Source organism: Sphingomonas sp. (genome assembly GCF_025353885.1).
Lineage (GTDB): Bacteria > Pseudomonadota > Alphaproteobacteria > Sphingomonadales > Sphingomonadaceae > Sphingomonas_O.
On sequence record NZ_JANXNX010000114.1, the window covers coordinates 31,399 to 51,521 of the forward strand.

26 protein-coding genes and 1 tRNA gene are annotated in these 20,123 nt (G+C 61.9%); 14 read left to right on the plus strand and 13 right to left on the minus strand.

The genetic code is table 11. The features are described from left to right. Together glmS and glmU are read right to left on the minus strand one after the other, a co-directional pair. Positions 1 to 1,824 carry a glutamine--fructose-6-phosphate transaminase (isomerizing) gene (gene glmS, locus Q0R02_RS13070; RefSeq protein WP_293884166.1) on the minus strand — a complete coding sequence of 608 codons (1,824 nt, stop codon included), beginning with the start codon at positions 1,822 to 1,824 and terminating at the stop codon, positions 1 to 3. Position 1,825: 1 nt separating this feature from the next. Then, positions 1,826 to 3,175, minus strand: coding sequence for a bifunctional UDP-N-acetylglucosamine diphosphorylase/glucosamine-1-phosphate N-acetyltransferase GlmU (glmU, locus tag Q0R02_RS13075; RefSeq protein ID WP_293884167.1), 1,350 nt, complete (start codon positions 3,173 to 3,175; stop codon positions 1,826 to 1,828). An 88-nt stretch (positions 3,176 to 3,263) separates the two neighbouring features. Between glmU and Q0R02_RS13080 the strand changes: the two genes are divergently transcribed. Then, positions 3,264 to 3,938, plus strand: coding sequence for an HAD-IA family hydrolase (locus Q0R02_RS13080; protein ID WP_293884168.1), 675 nt, complete (start codon positions 3,264 to 3,266; stop codon positions 3,936 to 3,938). After that, positions 3,935 to 4,294 carry a hypothetical protein gene (locus tag Q0R02_RS13085; protein ID WP_293884170.1) on the plus strand — a complete coding sequence of 120 codons (360 nt, stop codon included), beginning with the start codon at positions 3,935 to 3,937 and terminating at the stop codon, positions 4,292 to 4,294. The genes Q0R02_RS13080 and Q0R02_RS13085 overlap by 4 nt, the downstream gene beginning before the upstream one ends. Here the strand turns inward: Q0R02_RS13085 and Q0R02_RS13090 are convergent, their stop codons facing one another. From Q0R02_RS13090 to Q0R02_RS13105, 4 genes are read right to left on the minus strand one after another with little or no spacing between them, the layout of a single operon-like run. Beyond that, positions 4,295 to 5,293 carry a nucleotidyltransferase family protein gene (locus Q0R02_RS13090; protein ID WP_293884172.1) on the minus strand — a complete coding sequence of 333 codons (999 nt, stop codon included), beginning with the start codon at positions 5,291 to 5,293 and terminating at the stop codon, positions 4,295 to 4,297. Next, the gene (locus Q0R02_RS13095; RefSeq protein ID WP_293884174.1) at positions 5,290 to 6,144 is read right to left on the minus strand and encodes an HprK-related kinase A; all 855 of its coding nucleotides are present in this window, start codon (positions 6,142 to 6,144) and stop codon (positions 5,290 to 5,292) included. The genes Q0R02_RS13090 and Q0R02_RS13095 overlap by 4 nt, the downstream gene beginning before the upstream one ends. Then, complete coding sequence (locus Q0R02_RS13100; protein WP_293884176.1) at positions 6,141 to 6,401, minus strand: HPr-rel-A system PqqD family peptide chaperone; 261 nt, start codon at positions 6,399 to 6,401, stop codon at positions 6,141 to 6,143. The genes Q0R02_RS13095 and Q0R02_RS13100 overlap by 4 nt, the downstream gene beginning before the upstream one ends. A gap of 9 nt (positions 6,402 to 6,410) precedes the next feature. Beyond that, on the minus strand, positions 6,411 to 6,848 hold the full coding sequence (locus Q0R02_RS13105; protein ID WP_293884178.1) for a hypothetical protein: 438 nt from the start codon (positions 6,846 to 6,848) through the stop codon (positions 6,411 to 6,413). Between the two features lie 119 nt (positions 6,849 to 6,967). On the opposite strand from Q0R02_RS13105, the gene Q0R02_RS13110 reads away from it, so the two are divergent. From Q0R02_RS13110 to Q0R02_RS13130, 5 genes are all read left to right on the plus strand, one after another. Beyond that, positions 6,968 to 8,221: an ATP-binding protein gene (locus Q0R02_RS13110; RefSeq protein WP_293884180.1), complete on the plus strand. Its 1,254-nt coding sequence runs from the start codon at positions 6,968 to 6,970 to the stop codon at positions 8,219 to 8,221. A gap of 99 nt (positions 8,222 to 8,320) precedes the next feature. After that, positions 8,321 to 9,013, plus strand: a complete 693-nt coding sequence (phoU, locus tag Q0R02_RS13115) for a phosphate signaling complex protein PhoU (RefSeq protein WP_293884182.1) — start codon at positions 8,321 to 8,323, stop codon at positions 9,011 to 9,013. After that, positions 9,014 to 9,712, plus strand: a complete 699-nt coding sequence (gene phoB / locus Q0R02_RS13120) for a phosphate regulon transcriptional regulator PhoB (RefSeq protein WP_293884184.1) — start codon at positions 9,014 to 9,016, stop codon at positions 9,710 to 9,712. Between the two features lie 174 nt (positions 9,713 to 9,886). Then, positions 9,887 to 10,225: a hypothetical protein gene (locus Q0R02_RS13125; RefSeq protein ID WP_293884186.1), complete on the plus strand. Its 339-nt coding sequence runs from the start codon at positions 9,887 to 9,889 to the stop codon at positions 10,223 to 10,225. Between the two features lie 118 nt (positions 10,226 to 10,343). After that, positions 10,344 to 11,396, plus strand: coding sequence for a hypothetical protein (locus Q0R02_RS13130; protein ID WP_293884188.1), 1,053 nt, complete (start codon positions 10,344 to 10,346; stop codon positions 11,394 to 11,396). Between the two features lie 3 nt (positions 11,397 to 11,399). Here Q0R02_RS13130 and Q0R02_RS13135 read toward each other — a convergent pair whose 3' ends face one another. Together Q0R02_RS13135 and epsC are read right to left on the minus strand one after the other, a co-directional pair. Then, positions 11,400 to 11,735, minus strand: a complete 336-nt coding sequence (locus Q0R02_RS13135; RefSeq protein ID WP_293884190.1) for a DUF2794 domain-containing protein — start codon at positions 11,733 to 11,735, stop codon at positions 11,400 to 11,402. Further along, on the minus strand, positions 11,735 to 12,418 hold the full coding sequence (epsC, locus tag Q0R02_RS13140; protein WP_293884192.1) for a serine O-acetyltransferase EpsC: 684 nt from the start codon (positions 12,416 to 12,418) through the stop codon (positions 11,735 to 11,737). Before epsC ends, Q0R02_RS13135 begins: the two co-directional genes overlap by 1 nt. Positions 12,419 to 12,542: 124 nt before the next feature. On the opposite strand from epsC, the gene Q0R02_RS13145 reads away from it, so the two are divergent. Next, the gene (locus tag Q0R02_RS13145) at positions 12,543 to 13,310 is read left to right on the plus strand and encodes a sulfite exporter TauE/SafE family protein (RefSeq protein ID WP_293884194.1); all 768 of its coding nucleotides are present in this window, start codon (positions 12,543 to 12,545) and stop codon (positions 13,308 to 13,310) included. Between the two features lie 13 nt (positions 13,311 to 13,323). Here the strand turns inward: Q0R02_RS13145 and Q0R02_RS13150 are convergent, their stop codons facing one another. From Q0R02_RS13150 to pgsA, 3 genes are read right to left on the minus strand one after another with little or no spacing between them, the layout of a single operon-like run. Beyond that, positions 13,324 to 13,764, minus strand: a complete 441-nt coding sequence (locus Q0R02_RS13150) for a molybdenum cofactor biosynthesis protein MoaE (protein ID WP_293884196.1) — start codon at positions 13,762 to 13,764, stop codon at positions 13,324 to 13,326. Next, complete coding sequence (locus tag Q0R02_RS13155; protein WP_293884198.1) at positions 13,761 to 14,015, minus strand: MoaD/ThiS family protein; 255 nt, start codon at positions 14,013 to 14,015, stop codon at positions 13,761 to 13,763. Before Q0R02_RS13155 ends, Q0R02_RS13150 begins: the two co-directional genes overlap by 4 nt. Further along, on the minus strand, positions 14,016 to 14,567 hold the full coding sequence (gene pgsA, locus Q0R02_RS13160; RefSeq protein ID WP_293884200.1) for a CDP-diacylglycerol--glycerol-3-phosphate 3-phosphatidyltransferase: 552 nt from the start codon (positions 14,565 to 14,567) through the stop codon (positions 14,016 to 14,018). It abuts the gene before it with no gap. 84 nt (positions 14,568 to 14,651) lie between these two features. Here pgsA and Q0R02_RS13165 point away from each other — a divergent pair, with 84 nt between their 5' ends. Continuing rightward, positions 14,652 to 15,920, plus strand: a complete 1,269-nt coding sequence (locus tag Q0R02_RS13165; protein WP_293884202.1) for an MFS transporter — start codon at positions 14,652 to 14,654, stop codon at positions 15,918 to 15,920. Positions 15,921 to 16,248: 328 nt separating this feature from the next. After that, positions 16,249 to 16,695, plus strand: coding sequence for a cytochrome c family protein (locus Q0R02_RS13170; RefSeq protein ID WP_293884204.1), 447 nt, complete (start codon positions 16,249 to 16,251; stop codon positions 16,693 to 16,695). Between the two features lie 41 nt (positions 16,696 to 16,736). Here the strand turns inward: Q0R02_RS13170 and Q0R02_RS13175 are convergent. Both Q0R02_RS13175 and Q0R02_RS13180 read right to left on the minus strand, forming a co-directional pair. Further along, positions 16,737 to 16,812, minus strand: a tRNA-Ala gene (locus tag Q0R02_RS13175). Positions 16,813 to 16,871: 59 nt separating this feature from the next. Next, a complete protein-coding gene (locus tag Q0R02_RS13180; protein WP_293884206.1) occupies positions 16,872 to 17,192 on the minus strand; it encodes a TIGR02300 family protein in 321 nt (106 codons plus the stop codon). 97 nt (positions 17,193 to 17,289) lie between these two features. On the opposite strand from Q0R02_RS13180, the gene aroA reads away from it, so the two are divergent. The 4 genes from aroA to Q0R02_RS13200 form a co-directional block, all read left to right on the plus strand. Then, positions 17,290 to 18,606 carry a 3-phosphoshikimate 1-carboxyvinyltransferase gene (gene aroA / locus Q0R02_RS13185; protein WP_293884207.1) on the plus strand — a complete coding sequence of 439 codons (1,317 nt, stop codon included), beginning with the start codon at positions 17,290 to 17,292 and terminating at the stop codon, positions 18,604 to 18,606. 8 nt (positions 18,607 to 18,614) lie between these two features. Further along, complete coding sequence (locus Q0R02_RS13190; RefSeq protein ID WP_293884209.1) at positions 18,615 to 18,866, plus strand: hypothetical protein; 252 nt, start codon at positions 18,615 to 18,617, stop codon at positions 18,864 to 18,866. Continuing rightward, on the plus strand, positions 18,863 to 19,486 hold the full coding sequence (gene cmk, locus Q0R02_RS13195) for a (d)CMP kinase (protein WP_293884211.1): 624 nt from the start codon (positions 18,863 to 18,865) through the stop codon (positions 19,484 to 19,486). Before Q0R02_RS13190 ends, cmk begins: the two co-directional genes overlap by 4 nt. Positions 19,487 to 19,656: 170 nt before the next feature. Then, positions 19,657 to 20,123, plus strand: a 467-nt coding sequence (locus Q0R02_RS13200; RefSeq protein ID WP_293884213.1) for a S1 RNA-binding domain-containing protein, incomplete at its 3' end; no start/stop codon positions are given.

The following is a 20,123-nucleotide window of genomic DNA, read 5'->3' on the forward strand; positions in this document are numbered from 1 at the left end:
TCATTCAACCGTAACAGATTTCGCCAGATTCCGGGGTTGATCGACGTCGGTCCCCTTCAGCACAGCGACGTGATAGGCCAGCAGTTGCACCGGCACCGCATAAACCAGCGGTGCGATTAGCGGATGGACCTTCGGCATTTCGATCGTCGCCAGCGCCTCGTCACCCGCTTCGGCCAGCCCCTCGGCATCTGAGATCAGGACAACCCTTGCTCCGCGCGCCATCGCCTCATGCATGTTGGACACGGTTTTTTCAAACAGCGGCCCGGCAGGTGCAAGCACGATCAGCGGCACCTTGTCATCGATCAGTGCAATCGGCCCGTGCTTCATTTCACCCGATGCATAACCCTCGGCATGGATGTAGCTGATTTCCTTCAGCTTCAGTGCACCTTCGAGGGCCATCGGATATTCGGGGCCGCGCCCCAGATACAACACGTCGCGGGCGGCAGCGATGAAATGCGCCATGCCTTGGATGGCCTCATCACGCATCAGGGCGGCGTTGACCGCAGCGGGCGCTTCGGTCAGGTGATGGACGATATCACGCTCCTCCTCGGCCGACAATTTGCCCTTGGCCCGCGCAAGATTGACCGCGAGCGCCGCCATCACGGCAAGCTGACACGAGAACGCCTTGGTCGACGCAACGCCGATTTCGGGGCCGGCATGGGTCGGCAACAGCAGGTCGACTTCGCGCGCCATCGACGATGTCGGGACGTTGATGATCCCAGCCGTGGTGACGCCGTTCGACTTCATATGGCGCAGCGCGGCGAGCGTGTCGGCGGTTTCGCCCGATTGCGAGACAACTATGCCGAGCACCTGGCCCGTCAGCACAGGATCGCGATAACGGAATTCAGACGCAACATCGACTTCGACCGGTAGGCGCGCCATCGATTCGATCCAGTATTTGCCGATCATGCCGACATAGGAAGCCGTGCCGCACGCGACGATAACCACGCGCTCCACTGACGACAGGTCGAAATCCATCTGCGGCAAGGCGACCTGCTCCTCCAGCGGACGAAGGTATGAGCGCAGCGTCTGGGCGACAACGATGGGTTGCTCGTAGATTTCCTTCAGCATGAAGTGGCGGTAATTGCCCTTGTCGATCGACAGCGAGCTTGCCCCGGAAATCGTGATCGGCCGATCGACGGGTTGGTTGTCCTTGTCGAACACCTCCGCACCGTCGCGCGTGATGACCACCCAGTCGCCCTCCTCCAGATACGATATGCGCTGTGTCAGCGGCGCGAGCGCGAGCGCGTCAGAACCGAGATAAGTCTCGCCGTCGCCATATCCGACCACCAGCGGCGAACCGAGCCGCGCGCCGATCAACATGTCGGGGTGCTGGCGAAAGGCGATGGCGAGCGCGAAGGCACCACGCAACTGGGGCAAGGCATCTTTCAGCGCGTCCTGTGGCGACAGCCCGGCCTCCACGCCTTCGCTGACGAGGTGGGCAACGACCTCGCTGTCGGTTTCGCTCTGAAACACCCGACCGCGGGCCGTCAGCATTTCGCGCAATGCCTTGAAGTTTTCGATGATACCGTTGTGGACGAGCGCAACTTCTCCCGTTGCGTGCGGGTGGGCGTTGTTGGCTGTGGGCGCGCCGTGCGTGGCCCAACGAGTATGGGCAATCCCTGTCAACCCCGATGCGGGATCGTCGGCGAGCACACGCACAAGGTTGTCGAGCTTGCCGGGCGCGCGGCGGCGGATCAGTTCACCATGATCGACGGTGCAGATGCCTGCTGAGTCATACCCGCGATATTCCATGCGGCGCAGGCCAGCGACCAGCCGATCGGCGACAGGCGTTTTTCCGACAATTCCGATAATTCCGCACATATTATTTTGCTGCTTTCTTCGCTGTCATTGCCGCCCTAAACTTTGCCGCCCAGCCGGGCTTTGCCTCTTGCGCGCCGCGCGCTACCGCCAGCGCGTCGGCGGCAACGCTGCGCGTAATGACCGATCCCGCCCCAATAATGGCGCCGGGACCGACGGTTACCGGAGCGACGAGCGCGGAGTTCGACCCGATGAACGCTCCCTCTCCGATTACGGTCCGGTATTTCAGAAAGCCGTCGTAGTTACAGGTGATCGTGCCGGCGCCGATGTTCGCGCGCGCGCCAATGTCCGCATCGCCGATGTAGCTGAGATGATTGACCTTCGCGCCCTCGCCCAGCGTGGATTTCTTGATCTCGACGAAATTACCAACCTTCGACTTTTCACCGAGGACAGCGCCGGGGCGGAGACGCGCATAGGGACCGACTTCGACACCGGTGGCGATGGTCGCGCCTTCGATATGGCAAAATGCGCGGATGCTGACGCCGTCCGCGACACTGGTTCCCGGTCCAAAGACGACATTGGGCTCGATCATAACGTCGCGACCTATCCGTGTGTCCCAGGAAAACCAAACCGTCCGGGGGTCGACAAGTGTGGCTCCACCCGCCATCGCAATGGCGCGGCGCCGGTCCTGCCAATCGCTTTCGACGATCGCGAGTTCGGCGCGACTGTTCACGCCCGCCACTTCCTCGGCCATAGTTTCGATGACGGCGCTGTCCCGCCCGTCCCCCCGCGCGAGCATCACGATGTCGGGAAGATAATATTCGCCCGCCGCATTGTCGTTGCCGACGCGCGACAACAGGGCGAACAGATCCGTCGCGCGGACGGCCATCAGGCCCGAGTTGCACAAGGTCAATGCGCGCTCGTCGGCACTAGCGTCCTTGTATTCGACCATCTTGCGGATCGTCCGACCGTCATCGCTGACAATCCGGCCATAGGCCCCAGGGTCATCAGGGCGGAAACCCAGCACGACCGCGACGGGCCCGTCGCTTTCGTTCAGGCGCTCCAGCATAGCGTGCATGGTCGCCGTCGTCACCAGCGGCACATCGCCATAGAGGATCAGGACGTCGCCTTTGAAGCCGTCCAGCGCGGGAGCCGCTTGCAGGACCGCATGGCCAGTGCCCAATTGTTCGACCTGAATAGCGACTTGCACCGGCGTCCCGGCCACCGCGGCCACGATTTGCTCACGCCGCGCGCCCGCCACGATCACCGTAATGGCCGGAGAAAGTGCAGCAGCGCTTTCCAGCAGATGCAGCAGCATGGGTCGTCCAGCGATCGGGTGCAGAACCTTGTGCAGGTCCGATTTCATCCGGGTGCCCTGCCCTGCGGCCAGCACGATTACAGCGATTTCGGACATCTACACTCCCGCGACTAATAGCTCGCCATACGACGTCCTTACGACGGAGGCCTTGCCACTTCCAGTATGCCCGGGGCATGGGCGGCGAATGAACGATTTTCCATTTGCCATTGTCGGCTTCGACCTGGACGGGACCTTCCTTGATACGTCGGCGGACCTGACCGCGGCGGTCAACCATGCGTTGGGCAGCGCCGGTCGTTCGCTGCTGAGCATCGAACAGGTCAAGCCGATGATCGGGGGTGGGGCCAAGCACATGCTCGAGCAGGGCATGGCCGCGACCGGAGGCTGCCAGGCCGCGGAGTTGCAGGTGCTGTACCGGCAGCTACTGGATTATTATGAAACCAATATCTCGACGCATAGTCAGCCATTCCCGGGAGCGTTGAAGGCACTGGACGAGCTTGACGGCATGCACGTGAAGGTCGCCATCGTCACCAACAAGTTTGAAAGTTTTGCGGTGAAACTGCTCACCGAGTTAGGCTTCCTCGACCGGTTCATGACGGTCATTGGCGGGGACACCATGGGGCCTGGACGGGCCAAACCCGCGGCTGATCCGATCCTCGAAATGATCGACCGCTGCGGTGGCGGCCGCACAGCGTTCGTCGGTGATTCGATTTACGACATAATGGCCGCAAAGAATGCCGGCATCGCCAACGTCGCGTGCAGCTTTGGCTTTCTGATGCAGCCGGTGGGCGAGTTAAACGCTGATGCCGTGATCGACCACTATGATGAATTGATCCCGACGCTGCGACGGATCGGCGCATGACCAAGATCTTTATCGAGCGCGCCGCCCTGTGGCTGGTTATCACGGCGGCTGTCGTGCTCGCCTTGCTACCGCGGCCACCCAAGCTGTTCCTCGACCAGTTCGGTGATAAATTCGAACACATGACGGCTTTCGCAGTCATGGCGCTGCTGGCCGCAATCGCCTATCCCAGTGCCCGGCTGACCAGGATCGCAGAGCGGCTGTCGTTCCTAGGGGCGCTGATCGAAGTGGTGCAATCGATCCCCGCGCTCCACCGCGACTGCGACATCATGGATTGGGTTGCGGATACGTCTTCGATCATCGTCATGCTGAGCCTTGTCGCGCTGATCCGCTGGCGTCGCCAACCGATGAGCGACTGATCATCGCCGCCATTTGACCCATAGATGCCGTGCCAGCATCAGCGGCGGCATCCGCAGCCAGTGTGACCGGACGTAGAACATCAACCTTAGCCATGGCCGAGTTTCACCGCCCCAGCCATCCCGTGCCGTCAGTCGCGCGCGGTAAAACCTGTCGCCAAAGCGCACGTCACTCTGGGGGATCGGCGTATCAAACAACGCCGCACTCAACCGGAGTGCCCTGCGCGTTTCCCGATCCAGACCATGCAGCATGGCGCGCGTTTGCAGTCGCTCGTGGAAACCGTCGTCGTCGAACTCCCGCACCAGCCGGTCGATGTCCCACAGATTGCGCAATCCTCCTGCCAGGTCGCCGTCGGCCAGCAGATGGGCTGCGGCATGGACGATCATGTCCTCGGGAGCCAACATCGAGAACCCGTCGTTCAGTGCGACACGCGCGCTTAGCAACGCCCCGGCGTCAGGTATCGGGCGCGCCGTCAGGGGCAGGATTGTATGGTGGACATCAATCATCCGGTCCCGTTCGCGGTGGATCAGCGGCGGCAATTCATGCATCCAGCGACGATAATACGCGTCGTCATAGGGATCTGGCTTGACCCATTCCCATCCCGCAGCCAGCAGCGCCGACTCGACCGCGGCGAGGTCGTGGCGCTGCACCAATATATCGAGATCACCGATCAGCCGCCCCCGCCCCGCATCCAGCCCGGCGGCAACGAATGCCGAACCCTTCAATAGCACCACCGGCACGGCCAGCGGGGCCAGCGCCCGCCACGCCATTTCAGCTTCCCACAGCGCGTGCGTGCGCCCGGCTTCGGCGTTGGCCCTTGCCCCCGCCAGCACCCGCTGGACCTCAAGCGGCAGGGCAAGTCCGTCGAGCCGATATGCCAGGCTGCCGGCCAGTCGCTCCGCCTTGGCGATCGTCAACAGCGCGGTCCAATCTGCCGCATCAAACGCCAGCACGCTTTGCGGATCGGCTAAGGCGCGCGTCAGCACGCGGGCATCGGTCAAAGCGCGCGCCACAGGTCTTCGACCAGAGAGAGAGCGGTCGCCGTATCGGGATAATCGATTGCCCGCGCAGGCACCGTAGTCACCAACCGGGTTAACGCAACGAACCCCGGCTCCCCCAACGCAAAGTAGTTGGTTGATGCCTGCGTCAGCCGAACAAAGGCCTCGCTGATCGCAACATCGCGAACCTCGCGGGCCGGACCAAAGGAGGGAAACAGGATCAGTGCGGGCTTGGCGGGTTCATGCATCCGGGCAATCGCCGTTGCTGCTGGCCGCAGATGACGGATGTCACCCTTCGGCGTGCCCTTCAGGATCGGCCCGAATTGATCGTCTGGCAAAATCGCCCCCAGCGCCGCGATGCTTTCATTTTTCAGGCTGACGGGTCGCGGAAATGGAAAGGCCATCCCGGTGGCAGGCTCGATAAGGACGAACTCATCCCCCATGAACCGCCACCCACTTGCGCCCAGCAAGGCCGATAGCGTGGATTTCCCCGACCCCGACTCCCCCGTCAGGATCAGGGCGCGACCGTCGCGTTCAACGCTGGCCGCGTGCAACAACAGAAAGCGGCGCTCCCCTAACGCGACCTGAAGGTTCATTCCCATTTCGGCGGCAAGCAGCCCCTGGGCCAGCGGCAAGGGCACGGCTTCGGGCAGTATATGGTCGCCCTTGATCGCCACCGACGGCCTGATCAGCCGACGCCAGGGACGCGGGGGCTCCAGTCGAACGGTAAAGTCCGGGATCGGCGCGCGTGGATATCCGGCATAAAGCGCTGTCAGGGATACAATCGGTTGCCGCGATGCCGACCCTATCCGAAACCCGACCGGACCGACCGTAACATCGAACGAATATCTCATCTCAGGCAAAGTAGCCCGGTCGCAACCATTTCATCCAGCCGCTCTTGCAGCCGGGCACGGGTTTCGACCGCTTCCTGTATGCCCAGCCTGTCCAGTATCTCGACGACCGTACCGTCAGAACCGTTTAATACTCCCAGTATTTCGGGGACGGGCTCGGCGCCAAGATGCGTCTGCCCCGACCGTCGATGATAGATTGCGGTCAGGACATCGAGTGGAACAATCTGCAACAGGGCTTGCGGATCGGCGCGATAGCGCATCGTCCGATGTCAGCGACCCGGCATCTGGAGCGAGGCATAGCAGGTAAAGCCGCTTTGCCCGTGTTGCAGGCGCCTGATGTAATTGGTGTAGGCACGGCTCGCCTCGGGATCGGCGCCGGGCAGCGTCCGCCCGTGCAATGCCTGTTTGACGTCCTCGCCTTTGAGCGGTCGACCGGGCGGCGCAAAGGCTCCTGCTGTTCCCGGACGCACGAGGGTCCCGTCGGCGGCAACATATTGTCCCCGGCGCGCAGCATCGGGGATTGGGATTTCGCAGTTCATGACGGAAGCCGCACTTTGCGCGAGGGCGGGGCGGATGGTCACTATCGCGGTTGCGCCAATGGCACCCAGGCGCAGCAGGGAACGTCGCGTCGAAAGACTATCTTGAGCGGCCAAGCCAGCGGCTGCCCCGCTGGTTGTCGACTGATCGCTGCCCGTGTCATCCATCATGCTGTTCCTAACCTAATCCCTGTCATAAACACAAAATCGCGCGCTGGCGACGCTCGATGGTTAACAACGACGCGGATTGTCGCTTACGACTGTCGCAAAGGGGGACTATTACCACCTGCATGAATCCCGTCAGCACAGCCCGTATCGTCATTGCTCTGATCGTGACAACCGCCGTTGCGCTCGGCGTCCAACTGGCCGGTGCCAATCTTTCGGCCTTCGCGACCGCGATGATTGCCGGGATCGGCACCCTGTTGATCATTACGGTCGGTCGTTCCGACACCTACCCGATGACGACGGCGCGGATCTCCCCCGAAACCGTTACCGAGGCCGAGGTGCGCATTGTCGAAGCCATCGGCGAACCGGTGCTCGTTGCAACGAACGGCCGGGTTCGCATTGCCAATGCGGCAGCCCAAACCTTGTTGGGAACACATATCGTCGACGAGGATCTGCGACTGGCTGTCCGTCACCCCGCTGCGTCCGAACGACTCGCACCGGGCGCCGCCGATGGGTCGGTCGAACTGGTGGGGCTCGGCGGACGCGACCAGCGCGTCCAGATGCGGGTTGCCACGATCGCGCCCGGCGAGCGGGTGATTCACCTGATCGACCGGACGACCAGCCATGCTGCCGAACGGGCACGCGTCGATTTCGTCGCCAATGCCAGCCATGAGTTGCGGACTCCACTTGCTGCGATTCTTGGCTTCATCGAGACACTCGACGACGAAAAGGCAGGCAGCGATCCGGAGGTGCGCGGGCGATTCCTGGGCGTGATGTTTAAGGAAGCGCGGCGGATGCAGCGCCTGATCGACGACCTGATCTCGCTCAGCCGGATCGAGTCTGAGAAATACCAGATTCCCGAAACTCCGGTGTCTTTGGGTGCGCTGGTCGAGGAAGTCGCGGGGGAATTGCGCGACGAGGCCGGTGATCGTCGTGCCGACCTTATCCTTTCGCTGGATGCTGAAATCCCCGAAGTCTTCGCGGATCGCTCGCAGATCAGCCAGGTGATCCATAATCTGGTCGGCAATGCCTATAAATATGGCCGGGTCGGCGCGCCTGTCACCGTCGAATTGCGCCGCGAGAATCATCTCATTCGTTTGTCGGTGGTAGATCAGGGCGAAGGCATCCTGGCCGAACACCTGCCGCGATTGACCGAACGTTTTTATCGGGTGGATTCAGGGCGAAGCCGGTCACTCGGCGGCACCGGGCTGGGGTTGGCGATCGTCAAGCACATCGTTGAACGCCATCGCGGCAGGCTGGAAATCGTCAGCAAGATGGGTGTCGGTACGACGGTATCGATGATCCTCCCACCGGCGTCCCTCTTGCCGACGCTCCCCCTCTCGACGTTATCGAGCGTAACAAAAGCGACACAGATCTGAAACATTAAGCAACTCAATCGCTGCTAACCGGCTACAGACAGGGGGCAATGCGGGTGGAATGACCCACCGCAAATCAGACAACCTGGTTGGGATGGCATATTGGCCGAGCACACTATCAAAGCATTCGACGTCGAGATTGGCGAATTGCGCGGATTGATTTCAGAAATGGGCGGACGTGCAGAGGCTGCGATCGAAAAGGCAATGGCGGCGCTTGTGCGTGGCGATGCCACGCTCGCGGCCAGCGTGATCACCGATGACAAAAAGATCGACATGCTGGAAACGCAGGTAGAAAAGCTGGCGGTCCGGATCATCGCCATCCGCGCGCCACTGGCCGACGACCTGCGCGAAGTCGTGGCCGCGCTGAAGATTGCAGGCGTTATCGAACGGATCGGTGACTATGCAAAGAATATCGCAAAGCGTGTCAACACGCTGAAGGATCACCGTAAGATCGAACCCGTGTTGGTTTTGCCGGCGATGGCGCATGTCGCCAGTGAAATGGTTCATGACGTGCTGGACGCGTTCGCTGCGCGTGATGCCGACGCGGCGCTGCGGGTATGCGAGCGCGATCGTGAAGTCGACGATTTCTACAATTCAATCTTTCGCACATTGGTGACTTACATGATGGAAAATCCGGCAACGATTACCAGCGCCGCGCATCTGTTGTTCATCACCAAAAATATCGAGCGGATCGGCGATCACGCGACCAACGTCGCCGAGATGGTCTATTTTGCGGCTACCGGGAATTACATGGCCGAGCGCGAGCGCGGCGAACCAGCATATGGAACCGAATAAATGGGGCGAGCGAAAATGTTGCTGGTTGAGGATGACGCCGCGCTGGCCGAATTGCTCGTCTATCACTTCAAGCGTGAGGACTTCGAGGTCGTCCAGACGCCGGATGGCGAGGAAGCGCTATTGTTGGCGCAGGAAACCCCGCCCGACATCGTTCTGCTCGACTGGATGGTCGAGGGGATTTCAGGCCTTGAAGTCTGCCGCCGCCTGCGTCGGATGAGTGAAACCGCGAACGTGCCGATCATCATGCTGACCGCGCGCGGCGAAGAGGAGGATCGCGTGCGCGGCCTCGAAACCGGTGCCGACGACTATGTCACCAAGCCATTTTCACCGCGCGAACTGGTCGCCCGCGTCGGCGCGGTCCTGCGCCGCGTGCGGCCCGGCCTGGCGGGCGAGGTGCTGAACTATGCTGACATCGAAATGGATACCGTGGGGCACAAGGTCAAACGGTCGGGCTCGATGGTCGCGCTCGGCCCTACCGAGTTCCGCTTGCTCAAACATTTCCTGGAACACCCAGGCTGGGTGTTTTCGCGCGAACGCCTGCTTGATTCGGTCTGGGGCCACGACAGCGACATCGAACCCCGCACCGTCGACGTCCATATCCGTCGCCTCCGCAAGGCGATCAACGACGGCGGTCGGCCCGATATTATCCGCACCGTCCGCTCGGCGGGCTATGCCCTCGACGCAGAAGGTCGGCTTTAAGTTTTAGGGAAGCGAAGACAGCATTGCCTTGACGTCATTCTGCCAAATTCGTTTCGGCTCGATGCAACGCTTTTCAGTCTGAAACATTTGATGACCGTGGCCTTTGCTTTGCGGCTTGGCCGTAAAGCGGCGCGTTCCCCCTCGCGTCGTCGAGGATCAAATGGAGAAAAACCCGTGAAAAGCTTGATTTTTGCCGCCGCCCTGATGATGGGCAGCGCCGCAGTGGCGCAGATGGCCCCACCCGCACCTGCCGACGCAGGGGCCGCGACCATGCCAGCAGACCCCGCAGCACCGCCGCCCGCCGATTCCGGTGCGTCGATGCCGCCACCGGCAGCACCGAACACCATGGCAACTCACCCAGCGGCGCCGATGGCTTCCGCTGCCGCGCCGGGTCCCCAAGCCAGCTACCCACGCTGCTCGAAAATGGTCACCGACCAGTGTCGCCAGGGATCAGGGCGTGAATCCGACACCATGGGCGGCAAGCCCGCGCATCGGCATTCGCGTCACAAATAATCTCCGAAGCTGATTAGTTAACGGCGTCCGACTGAATCAGTCGGACGCCGTTTTCGTTTGCCGGTATTGGAGTATCAACTTTTTCGCGGCATGATCGGTCCAGACGGGGAGTGATCATTTGTATAGCGAAAACGAACTCGAATCGGCGGTAGCGTCAGGCACGCTTTCTCGCGAAGCCGCCGACGCTCTGCGCGGCCATGTGGCGAACATTCGCCAGACGCCCTCGGCCGATGAGGAGCAATTCCGGCTGATCACCAGCTTCAACGATATTTTCGTCGCCATTGCAGGGACGCTCGTGCTGGTCGGCGCGGGCTGGCTCGGCGGCGGCATCTGGCCACCGCTCGGTGGACTGGCAGTCGCCGCGGCTGCGTGGGCGATGGCCGAATTCTTTACGCGCCAGCGACGGATGGCGTTCCCCAGCATCGTTTTCTTCATTGCCTTTGTCGGCGGGGTCTATGCGTTCGGGATGTTCGGCATCCTGTCCTCGCTGGGCATCACCGGTGTCAGCCTGTTCAGCGGCACGTCGCGCAATTTCCTGATCGCGCAGTCGGTCGGCGCTGCGCTCGTTGTCGGGGCGAGCTGGCTGCACTGGCGGCGGTTCATGGTGCCAATCGCCGTCGCCGCCGGGGTCGCGGCCATCGCGCGCCTGCTGTTCACCCTGATCGCCGCCGCGGCCTATCCCGATGTCGGTCAGTGGATGCTCTTCCTGGTGCTGGCGGGCGGCCTGACGATCTTTGCTTATGCGATGTGGTGGGACATGAGCGATCGCGACCGCAAGACGCGCAAATCCGACGTGGCTTTCTGGCTGCACCTCGCCGCGTCACCGATGATCGTCCACCCGATCTTTGTGCTGCTGGGTGTCAACATCGGCATCAGCGAAGGCAATTCCGTGGTGATCGCCGTGCTTGCCATTGTCATTTACGCCGCTCTTGCGGTCGTGGCGCTGATCGTCGATCGGCGGGCAATCCTGGTCTCGGCGCTGGTCTATGTCCTCGCAGCGGCAATCTACCTCGTCTCGAAGATCGGGTCATCCGGCCTTAGTTTTGCGCTGGCGATCATTATCATCGGGTCCAGCCTGCTGATGCTGTCGGCGTTCTGGCAGACGATGCGCAAGCAGATTTTGCCACTGTTGCCCGACAGTCTGGGCAACCGAATGCCCGTTGTCGGCTAAGCCCTATTCAGCAACCAGCTTCATCAACCGCCGCTCGATCGGCGCGAGTACCGGCCCAAGTTCGTGTCCGCGCCGCAGGACGACCCCGCCCTGCCCGAACAGCGTCCATTGCCCCTGTCGATTGCGTAGCGACGGGCGCTTCTCGATGCGGAATTCGGGGTTTTCGGCCGTCCGTCGAAAGGCCGAGAAGATGGCTGCATCGCGCCCCAGGTCCATGGCGTAGTCGCGCCAGTGCCCTGCCGAAACCATCCGACCGTAAAGGTCCAGGATGCGCGACAGTTCGCCGCGGTCAAAGCCGACCTGCAACGCTGACCGTGGGAACGGTGCAACAGTGCCCATCAGGCGCGGTTACGCCGATCGGCGTCAGTGCTTTCACTGAGGATTGCGAGCTTTGCGCGCAAGGTTTCGACTTCGCACCTCAGGATCTCGAGTTGCTGGGTGGCCGGGTCGAACCGCTCGCTGCAAGGCGTTCCATAGGGCATAAACCCCTGCTGGTATTCGGTTGCCGCGACCAACGTGGCGCGCGCCGGGATGCCAACCATCGTCGCACCCTCGGGCACGTCCTTGGTCACCACCGAATTGGCACCGATGCGCGCCCGGACGCCGACCGTGATCGGCCCCAGCACCTGCGCACCCGACCCGATGATGACATTGTCGCAGATCGTCGGGTGCCGCTTGCCCGGAACGCCATCAGCCGGGTTGGTGCCACCAAGCGTCACACACTGATAGATGGTGACATTGTCGCCGATTTCGGCAGTCTCCCCAATCACGGTAAAGCCATGGTCAATAAAAAGATTGCGTCCGATGCTCGCGCCTGGGTGAATGTCGATCGCGGTTACCAGCCGGCCGACATGATTGACCAGTCGCGCCGCGAAATACAACTCGCCGCGGAACAGCCAATGGGCAATCCGGTGAAAACCAAGCGCCCAAACACCGGGATAAAGCAACACTTCCCAGCGCGACCGCGCCGCAGGGTCGCGCGACTTCACAGAGTCGAGATAGCTAATCAATGCGTCGACCACGTTCCGCCCCCTTAAAGACTCTGATTGTCATTTAGGAACTGCGGGGCTCGTTGCAACATTTCTCCGGCGATTACACAATCGATTAGCACTTGTTCCAGACCACACTTCAATCCACAGTAATGTCATGGACTTTATCGACATTGCCCACATCGAAGGTCTCTTGCCCTTTATTGCTGTGGGCTTTGGCGCGCAGTTGATCGACGGGGCGCTCGGCATGGCATTCGGGGTAATCTCGAACACTTTGCTGGTCAGCGTGCTGGGCGTAGCACCCGCGCGCGCATCGGCGGGCGTCCATCTGGTCGAAATGTTCACCACGGCGGCTTCGGGAATCAGCCACGCCCTGCATCGCAACGTCGACTGGAAGCTGTTTGGCAACTTGGTGATACCCGGCGTGATCGGCGGCATTGCGGGTGCATACCTGGTGGTCAACTTGGATGCGGCGGTGACCCGGCCCTTCGTTATGGCCTATCTCTCGATCATCGGCATCACGCTGTTCGCGCGGTCGTTCGGCATACCCTCCCAACGCAAGCAACCACGCTTTATCGCGCCACTCGGCTTGGTCGGCGGCTTTCTGGATGCCGCTGGCGGTGGTGGCTGGGGCCCGGTGGTCACATCGAACCTGCTGATCCAGGGCACCGAACCGCGGCGCACGATCGGGACGGTCAACGCCGCCGAGTTTTTCCTGACCGTCACCGTGTCGATCACGTTCATTATCGGGTTGGGGTTCGAGGCATTTACGGTGGCGACGATGGGCCTGTTGATCGGCGGTGTCGCGGCGGCTCCGCTGGGTGCGCTGCTCGCCAAACGCGTGCGGACGATGATGCTGTTGCGCCTGGTCGGTATTGTCCTGATCGCCACCAGCGTCTTCAGTCTTTATAGGGCGCTCGCCTGATACCGTCGGTGATCTAATCCCAGCGCGCGGTAGCCCGGTCGTCGGCTTCCCGCGCCTCGACCCAGCCGGACCGCCCGTCATCGAATCGTTCCTGCTTCCAGAATGGCGCACGCGTTTTCAATGCATCTATCAAGAACGCACAGCCATCCAGCGCGGCCGCGCGGTGTGCCGACGATGTCCCGACAAAAACAATACGCTCGCCCGGAGCCATCGTCCCAACCCGGTGGATGATCGACACCGTATCCAGCGACCATCGCGTAGACGCCTCTTCGCCCAATTCCTGCAGAGCGCGGATCGTCATCGCCGGATAATGATCGAGCGTCAGCGAAACCAATCCGCCGTCACCGCGCACAATTCCGACAAAACTGGCGATTGCACCGATGCCCGGTCCGCCGAGGAAATCGATCTCGACCCCGCAGTCGAAGGGATTGTTTTCGACGCGGACTCGGATCATCCTCCCGTCACCGGTGGAAAAAAGGCGATCTCGCCCGGGAAGCCAAGCGGCGCGTCGAGAGGAGCCATTGCCAGGTCGATAGCCCCGCGAACCTTCTCCAAATCCTTGAAGGCCACAGCATAACCGCCACCACGTTCGCGCAATCTGATGCAAAGTGCGCCCAGCGTATTGTCGCTCGGCACCAGATCGACCAGTTCCTCGCCAATCCCGATGGCGTCGCGGAACCGCGCAAAATAAAGGACTTTCGCCATTCAATCCATGTGCCGAATGCCGACGCGCAGATAATCCCAGCCGGTGATGACCGTCAGGACCGCAGCCGCCCACAGCGAGACGAGACCGACGGTCTTAATCCACAGCAGCAGCGGCAGCGCACCCGCCAGAATCAGTGCGCCCAATGATACGAGTTGCAGCGTCGTCTTCCATTTGGCCAATTGAGAAACTGGTACGGAGACGCGAACCTCCGCCAGGAATTCGCGCAAACCCGATACCGCAATCTCGCGAAGCAGGATCACAAGCGCCGCGATCTTGTGCCACGCCGCGATGTCGCCGGTCCCAACCAGGATCAGGATGACCGACGCAATCATGATCTTGTCGGCAATGGGGTCAAGGAATTGGCCCAGCTTCGACACGGCGCCTTGCGCGCGCGCCAGATAGCCGTCGAAATAATCGGTAATGCCCATCAGGCAATACAGAGCAAAGGCGAGGCCGTATCCCAGCGCCCAGCCCGGAAACCAGAGCAACCAAACGAGCAAGGGCAGCGTCACGATGCGCGACAGGGTGAGAAGATTGGGAACCGTCCACATGCAGCCGTCTGTTATAGCGTTTGGCGCGGCGCGCAAAGCTGGCTATTGGCTGCATAACACAAACGGGCGGGCCGCTTAGTCTTTATGCAAAATACCGTCCATTTGTTGGGACGCCGTCGATTTTTGCCGCTTTTCGTGACCCAGGCTCTGGGCGCGTTCAACGACAATCTCTTCAAGACGGCGATGGTCCTGTTCGTCGTCTACAATGTTTATTCCGACCCCCGGCAGGAAGAGCAATTCAGCGCGCTGGCAACGGCGATTTTCATCGTCCCGTTCTTTCTGTTGTCGGCGGTCGCGGGCCAGCTCGCCGATGCAAACGACAAGGCGAAGCTGATTCGCATCGTCAAAACTGCAGAAGTCGGCATCATGCTAGTCGGCGCGGCCGGGCTGTTCCTCGCCAATATTCCGCTCATGCTGGCGGCATTGCTGGCGATGGGGGTCCATTCGACCTTTTTCGGCCCGATCAAATATGCCCTGATGCCGCAGCATCTCCAGCCCGACGAGGTGTTGGGCGGCACCGGCCTGGTCGAGGCGGGAACCTATATCGCCGTGCTCGGCGGGACGATCGTAGCAGGATTGATCAGCGCGCAGACCGCCGCCTACGCGGTTGTCCTTGTCGCCGTGCTGGGCTGGTTCGCTGGCCGCGAGGTGCCACCTGCACCGCCGGCCGGCATCCCCGATCCGATCGACTATAACATCTTTCGCGCGTCCTACCGCCTCGTTTACGGTACGCTGCACATCCGTCGATTGTTCCTCGCCATCATCGCGATCAGCTTTTTCTGGACCATCGGCGCGGTGCTGTTCATCCAGTTTCCGCCACTGGTCAAAAATGTCCTGAATGCCGACAAAAGCGTCGCCAGCCTGTTTCTCGGGATATTTTCGGTCGGGATCGCGATTGGATCGGTGGTCATCAATCGCCTGTTGAAAAGCGAAGTTTCCGCGCGTTACGCACCGGGGTCGGTGATCGTCATGGGCCTGTTCGTGCTCGGCTTTCACTTCGTCGCGAAAAACTGGGAAGAAACCAGCAGTGCGCCGATGCACACATTGCTCGGCTTTGCCCAACATCCAGGGGCACCCGCGCTCATCATCTGCCTGTTGGGGATCGCGACTGCGGGGGGCATGTTTGTCGTGCCGCTCTACGCATTCTTGACGACGACCGTCCCGCAAAGCGAAACCGCTCGGACGGTTGCCGCCAACAACCTCGTCAACTCAGGCGCGATGGTCATCGGATCGGGCATTGCGATCGGCCTCAGCGCACTCGGCGTGTCGGCTGTCGATCAATTCCTCCTGACCGCGGCGATGTGCGTGGGATCCGCCTGGCTGGCGTGGAAACTGCACCTCGCCTGCGACTGACGATCCTGATCGTTTCGATCAGGACAGGAACCCATAAAACGCCATGAAGCCGGCTATGAACGTCATTAGGAACAACTGTGCGTCCGACATCGGGACCGGTTTTGGCGCAGGGGCGTAATACACCGGCAGCGTAGCACGAAATGGGTGACGGGAGGGCTGAATGCCGATGGCCAGACTGTGTAACATCATCAAAAGTTAACGTTCTGGTTACCACAATGGCCAGCGTTAATTTCGGGCCGGGTGCCACTGTCCGAAGCTGGGACGATTGCGGCGGAGGGGCATCGCTGTATTAAGCGGTTAGTCTTTCTCGCGAAAAACCAGGAACGCCATGTCCAGACTTCCACTACTGGTCAGCCTCGTTGCGCTGACCGCTTTGACTGCCTGCTCGAAAGAGCCTTCGGGTGATACCGGCGTCCCCCAGGCCGCTGCCGCTGACGTGGTAAGGGGGGTGAAACTGGCCAGTTTGAAAGGCGATTCTGCAGCCGGGGGTGCTGTGTTCGCGCAATGCATGGCGTGCCATGTGACAGAGGCAGGCGTTAATCGCATGGGACCCTCGCTCCATGCGGTCGTCGGGCGCAAGGCCGGTTCGATTGACGGGTTCCGATACTCCCCCGCCATGAAAGCAAGCGGCGTCACATGGAGCGAAGCCAAGCTTTTCGAATATCTGGAAGCCCCCCGCCGCGTCGTTCCGGGCACCACGATGGGCTTCGCCGGACTGGCAAACCCCCAGCAGCGCGCCGACGTTATTGCTTATCTGAAGGCGAACGCCGGGTAAGGGCGCTGCCCGCCGTCGGCGACGGGAAAAGCTAAGAAGTTTGGTGGAGCCTAGCGGGATCGAACCGCTGACCTCTACACTGCCAGTGTAGCGCTCTCCCAGCTGAGCTAAGGCCCCATCAGGGACGCGCGGCATATGACAGGCCGCGCGCCTATGCAAGACAAGTCTGGAATTACTTAGACGTCGCCCTGCGTTGTGCCGGTATCGACACCCAGGTCGTCGTCGCCGCCCAGATCGACTTCATCGTCGGGCGATTTCTCGGCATCCTCGTCGACGTCGATGTCCAGGTCGCTGTCGCCAAGATCGGAATCGTCCTTGACGTCGGCATCCTTCTTGACCGCGTCGAACGGCAGTGGCTGCTTCGACTTCAGGATCGACTCGGGAGCCCATTCATTGGCGCAGTTGATGCAGGTGACCGGGTCTTCTTTGGTCAGATCGTAAAAGCGCGTGCCGCACTTGGGACAAGTGCGCTTCGTGCCCCATTCAGGCTTAACCATGGGCTTCGTTTCGCTCCGGAAAAATTGAGATCAGCGGGTAGTCCGCAAGTCGGCGCTGCCCTTGCCATAGCCAAACCGCACTGTCAAAGCCGCTGCCATGCCTACCCCCCGCAGCTTTTCTCAGAGTGGCCCGCTGACAGGGGCAATCACCGTTCCCGGCGACAAGTCGATCTCGCACCGCGCCCTGATGCTGTCGGCGCTGGCGGTCGGCGAATCGATTATCGAGGGGTTGCTGGAGGGTGAGGATGTGCTGGCCACCGCCGCAGCGATGCGGGCAATGGGTGCCGATATCCAGAAGCGCGGCGAACGCTGGCATGTCCGGGGCGTCGGGGTCGGTGGCCTGCTCCAGCCCACGACGGCGCTCGAGATGGGAAATTCGGGAACTTCGACGCGGCTGCTGATGGGGCTGGTCGCGAGCCATCCGATCACCGTGACGTTCACCGGCGACGCCTCGCTCAGCAAGCGGCCGATGGGGCGGGTGATCGAACCGCTGGCGACGATGGGGGCGGACATCACCGCCAGCCCCGGCGGGCGGTTGCCGCTGATGGTGCGGGGGATCTGTCCTGCGGTGCCGATCGAATACCGGTTGCCCGTGGCGTCGGCGCAGGTGAAGTCGGCGATCCTGCTGGCCGGACTGAACACGCCGGGCATCACGCGGGTCATCGAGCCGGTGGCGACCCGCGATCACAGCGAGCGGATGCTGGCGGGGTTCGGCGCGGACCTGACCGTAGCAATCGACAGCGATGGCGTTCGGACGATTTCGCTGGTGGGCGAGGCGGAACTGAAGCCGCAGAATTTGACGATTCCCGGCGATCCGTCGTCCGCCGCATTTTTCGTGGTGGCGGCGTTGCTGGTGCCGGGGTCGGTCGTGACGATCCGCAATGTCGGCATGAACCCGACGCGGACGGGACTGATCAAAGTGCTGCGGACGATGGGCGCTAATATCATTTCGAAGGATCGGCAGGTCGTTGGCGGCGAGTTGGTAGAGCATCTCGTTGTTACCCATTCCGCGCTGACCGGAGTCACGGTTCCGCCCGAGGACGCGCCGAGCATGATCGACGAATATCCGATCCTGTTCGTCGCCGCAGCACTGGCGCAGGGTCGGACGACGATGCGCGGGCTGGGGGAATTGCGGGTCAAGGAATCAGACCGGATTACCGTTATGGCACAAGCACTTAGGGCTATCGACGCGCGGGTCGAGGAGCTGCCCGACGGGCTGGTGATCGACGGCACCGGAGGCGAACTGCTGAAAGGCGGAGCGACCGTTGCGGCGCGGCTGGACCACCGGATCGCGATGAGCATGGCGGTCGCCGGGCTGGTCTCTACCAACCCCGTCAACATCGACGACATCGCGCCGGTCGCGACGAGCTTTCCGGGGTTCGAGGCGATGTTGGCCGGGCTGGCGCAGCGATGATCCCGGCGATGACCATCGACCACGCCGACATCATCGGCTTTGGCGGCAGCCTGTTGTTCATCACAGCGTTCCTCTATGCCAACGCCGTCAAGGACATGGACAAGCTGTTGTTCAATGCGCTGAACCTGGTCGGCGCGGTGCTGCTGTTGTATTCGCTGTGGGTGCATCCCAATGTCGCGGCCGCATTCCTGGAGATTTCATGGGCTTGCATCGCGTTGTTCGGACTGGTCAGCGCCGTCCGGACAAGGCGCAAGGCGTGATTATCGCGGTCGATGGACCCGCCGCGTCGGGCAAGGGCACGATCGCGCGCGCTTTGGCCGACCATTATGGCCTGCCCTACCTCGACACCGGATTATTATATCGTGCGGTCGGCATCGCGGTCCTGCGACATGGTGGCGACCCGGAGAAGTGCGCCGACGCCCTGCCCGCCTGCGACTTCAGCGCGGCCATGCTGGACGACCCCGAGATTCGCAGCGAAGCCGCGTCGCGCGCCGCCTCTGCCGTGTCCGCCCACCGCGACGTCCGCGCAGCCCTGCTGGAGCGACAACGCGCCTTTACCCGCCAGCCCGGTGGCGCGGTCCTGGACGGGCGCGACATCGGCACGGTGATCGCCCCGGAGGCGGACGCAAAACTGTTCGTCACCGCCGCCCCCGCCGCCCGGGCAGCCCGCCGGTTCGCCGAATTGACCGCGCGCGGCGTCCATGTCCTGCTCGACCATGTCCTGCACGATATCGAGGCCCGCGACGCCCGTGATTCGGGGCGATCGGTCGCGCCCCTGATGCAGGCACCCGATGCCGACTTGCTCGACACGACCAACATGACTATAGGCGACGCCGTTCGTCAGGCGATTTTCCTGGTGGAAGCTCGGGTCGATCCTTAGCGCGCGTGGGCACGGTCAGTCGGGCCCCCTGCACTATTCGCTGTCCTACTTTCACCGACATCACCAAAGCGGATGCGGCACATGACGTTCGGTCGGTGCGGCACATCTGGTCAAAGACCGCCGGACACAACCGGCTGGCCGGAAATATACCCTGTAGGAATACAACATTTATGGCCACTATGGCACATCCAACCCGCGACGATTTCGCGGCCCTTCTCGAAGAATCGCTCGGAGCCGATGGCGGCTTCGAAGGCAAGGTGGTCAAGGGCACCGTCACCGCAATTGAAAATGACATGGCCGTCATCGACGTCGGATTGAAGTCCGAAGGCCGTGTCCGGTTGAGCGAATTTGCCGCTCCCGGCCAGAAAGCAGATCTGAATGTCGGCGATATCGTCGAAGTCTATGTCGATCGCGTCGAGAATATGCACGGCGAGGCGATGTTGTCGCGCGACCGTGCGCGTCGCGAAGCGGCCTGGGACACGCTGGAGCAGGAATTCACCAAGTCGGCGCGCGTCGAGGGCGTCATCTTCGGTCGCGTCAAGGGCGGCTTCACGGTCGATCTGTCGGGTGCCGTTGCGTTCCTGCCCGGCAGCCAGGTCGATATCCGCCCCGTGCGCGATGTCACCCCGCTGATGGA

Excerpts from the sequence above, each read along its gene's own strand:
- glmS (WP_293884166.1), bottom strand. The coding sequence starts at position 1,824 with ATGTGCGGAATTATCGGAATTGTCGGAAAAACGCCTGTCGCCGATCGG.
- glmU (WP_293884167.1), bottom strand. The coding sequence starts at position 3,175 with ATGTCCGAAATCGCTGTAATCGTGCTGGCCGCAGGGCAGGGCACCCGG.
- Q0R02_RS13080 (WP_293884168.1), top strand. The coding sequence starts at position 3,264 with ATGAACGATTTTCCATTTGCCATTGTCGGCTTCGACCTGGACGGGACC.
- Q0R02_RS13085 (WP_293884170.1), top strand. The coding sequence starts at position 3,935 with ATGACCAAGATCTTTATCGAGCGCGCCGCCCTGTGGCTGGTTATCACG.
- Q0R02_RS13095 (WP_293884174.1), bottom strand. The coding sequence starts at position 6,144 with ATGAGATATTCGTTCGATGTTACGGTCGGTCCGGTCGGGTTTCGGATA.
- Q0R02_RS13100 (WP_293884176.1), bottom strand. The coding sequence starts at position 6,401 with ATGCGCTATCGCGCCGATCCGCAAGCCCTGTTGCAGATTGTTCCACTC.
- Q0R02_RS13105 (WP_293884178.1), bottom strand. The coding sequence starts at position 6,848 with ATGATGGATGACACGGGCAGCGATCAGTCGACAACCAGCGGGGCAGCC.
- Q0R02_RS13110 (WP_293884180.1), top strand. The coding sequence starts at position 6,968 with ATGAATCCCGTCAGCACAGCCCGTATCGTCATTGCTCTGATCGTGACA.
- phoB (WP_293884184.1), top strand. The coding sequence starts at position 9,014 with ATGGGGCGAGCGAAAATGTTGCTGGTTGAGGATGACGCCGCGCTGGCC.
- Q0R02_RS13135 (WP_293884190.1), bottom strand. The coding sequence starts at position 11,735 with ATGGGCACTGTTGCACCGTTCCCACGGTCAGCGTTGCAGGTCGGCTTT.
- Q0R02_RS13145 (WP_293884194.1), top strand. The coding sequence starts at position 12,543 with ATGGACTTTATCGACATTGCCCACATCGAAGGTCTCTTGCCCTTTATT.
- Q0R02_RS13150 (WP_293884196.1), bottom strand. The coding sequence starts at position 13,764 with ATGATCCGAGTCCGCGTCGAAAACAATCCCTTCGACTGCGGGGTCGAG.
- Q0R02_RS13155 (WP_293884198.1), bottom strand. The coding sequence starts at position 14,015 with ATGGCGAAAGTCCTTTATTTTGCGCGGTTCCGCGACGCCATCGGGATT.
- pgsA (WP_293884200.1), bottom strand. The coding sequence starts at position 14,567 with ATGTGGACGGTTCCCAATCTTCTCACCCTGTCGCGCATCGTGACGCTG.
- Q0R02_RS13165 (WP_293884202.1), top strand. The coding sequence starts at position 14,652 with ATGCAAAATACCGTCCATTTGTTGGGACGCCGTCGATTTTTGCCGCTT.
- Q0R02_RS13170 (WP_293884204.1), top strand. The coding sequence starts at position 16,249 with ATGTCCAGACTTCCACTACTGGTCAGCCTCGTTGCGCTGACCGCTTTG.
- Q0R02_RS13180 (WP_293884206.1), bottom strand. The coding sequence starts at position 17,192 with ATGGTTAAGCCTGAATGGGGCACGAAGCGCACTTGTCCCAAGTGCGGC.
- aroA (WP_293884207.1), top strand. The coding sequence starts at position 17,290 with ATGCCTACCCCCCGCAGCTTTTCTCAGAGTGGCCCGCTGACAGGGGCA.
- Q0R02_RS13190 (WP_293884209.1), top strand. The coding sequence starts at position 18,615 with ATGACCATCGACCACGCCGACATCATCGGCTTTGGCGGCAGCCTGTTG.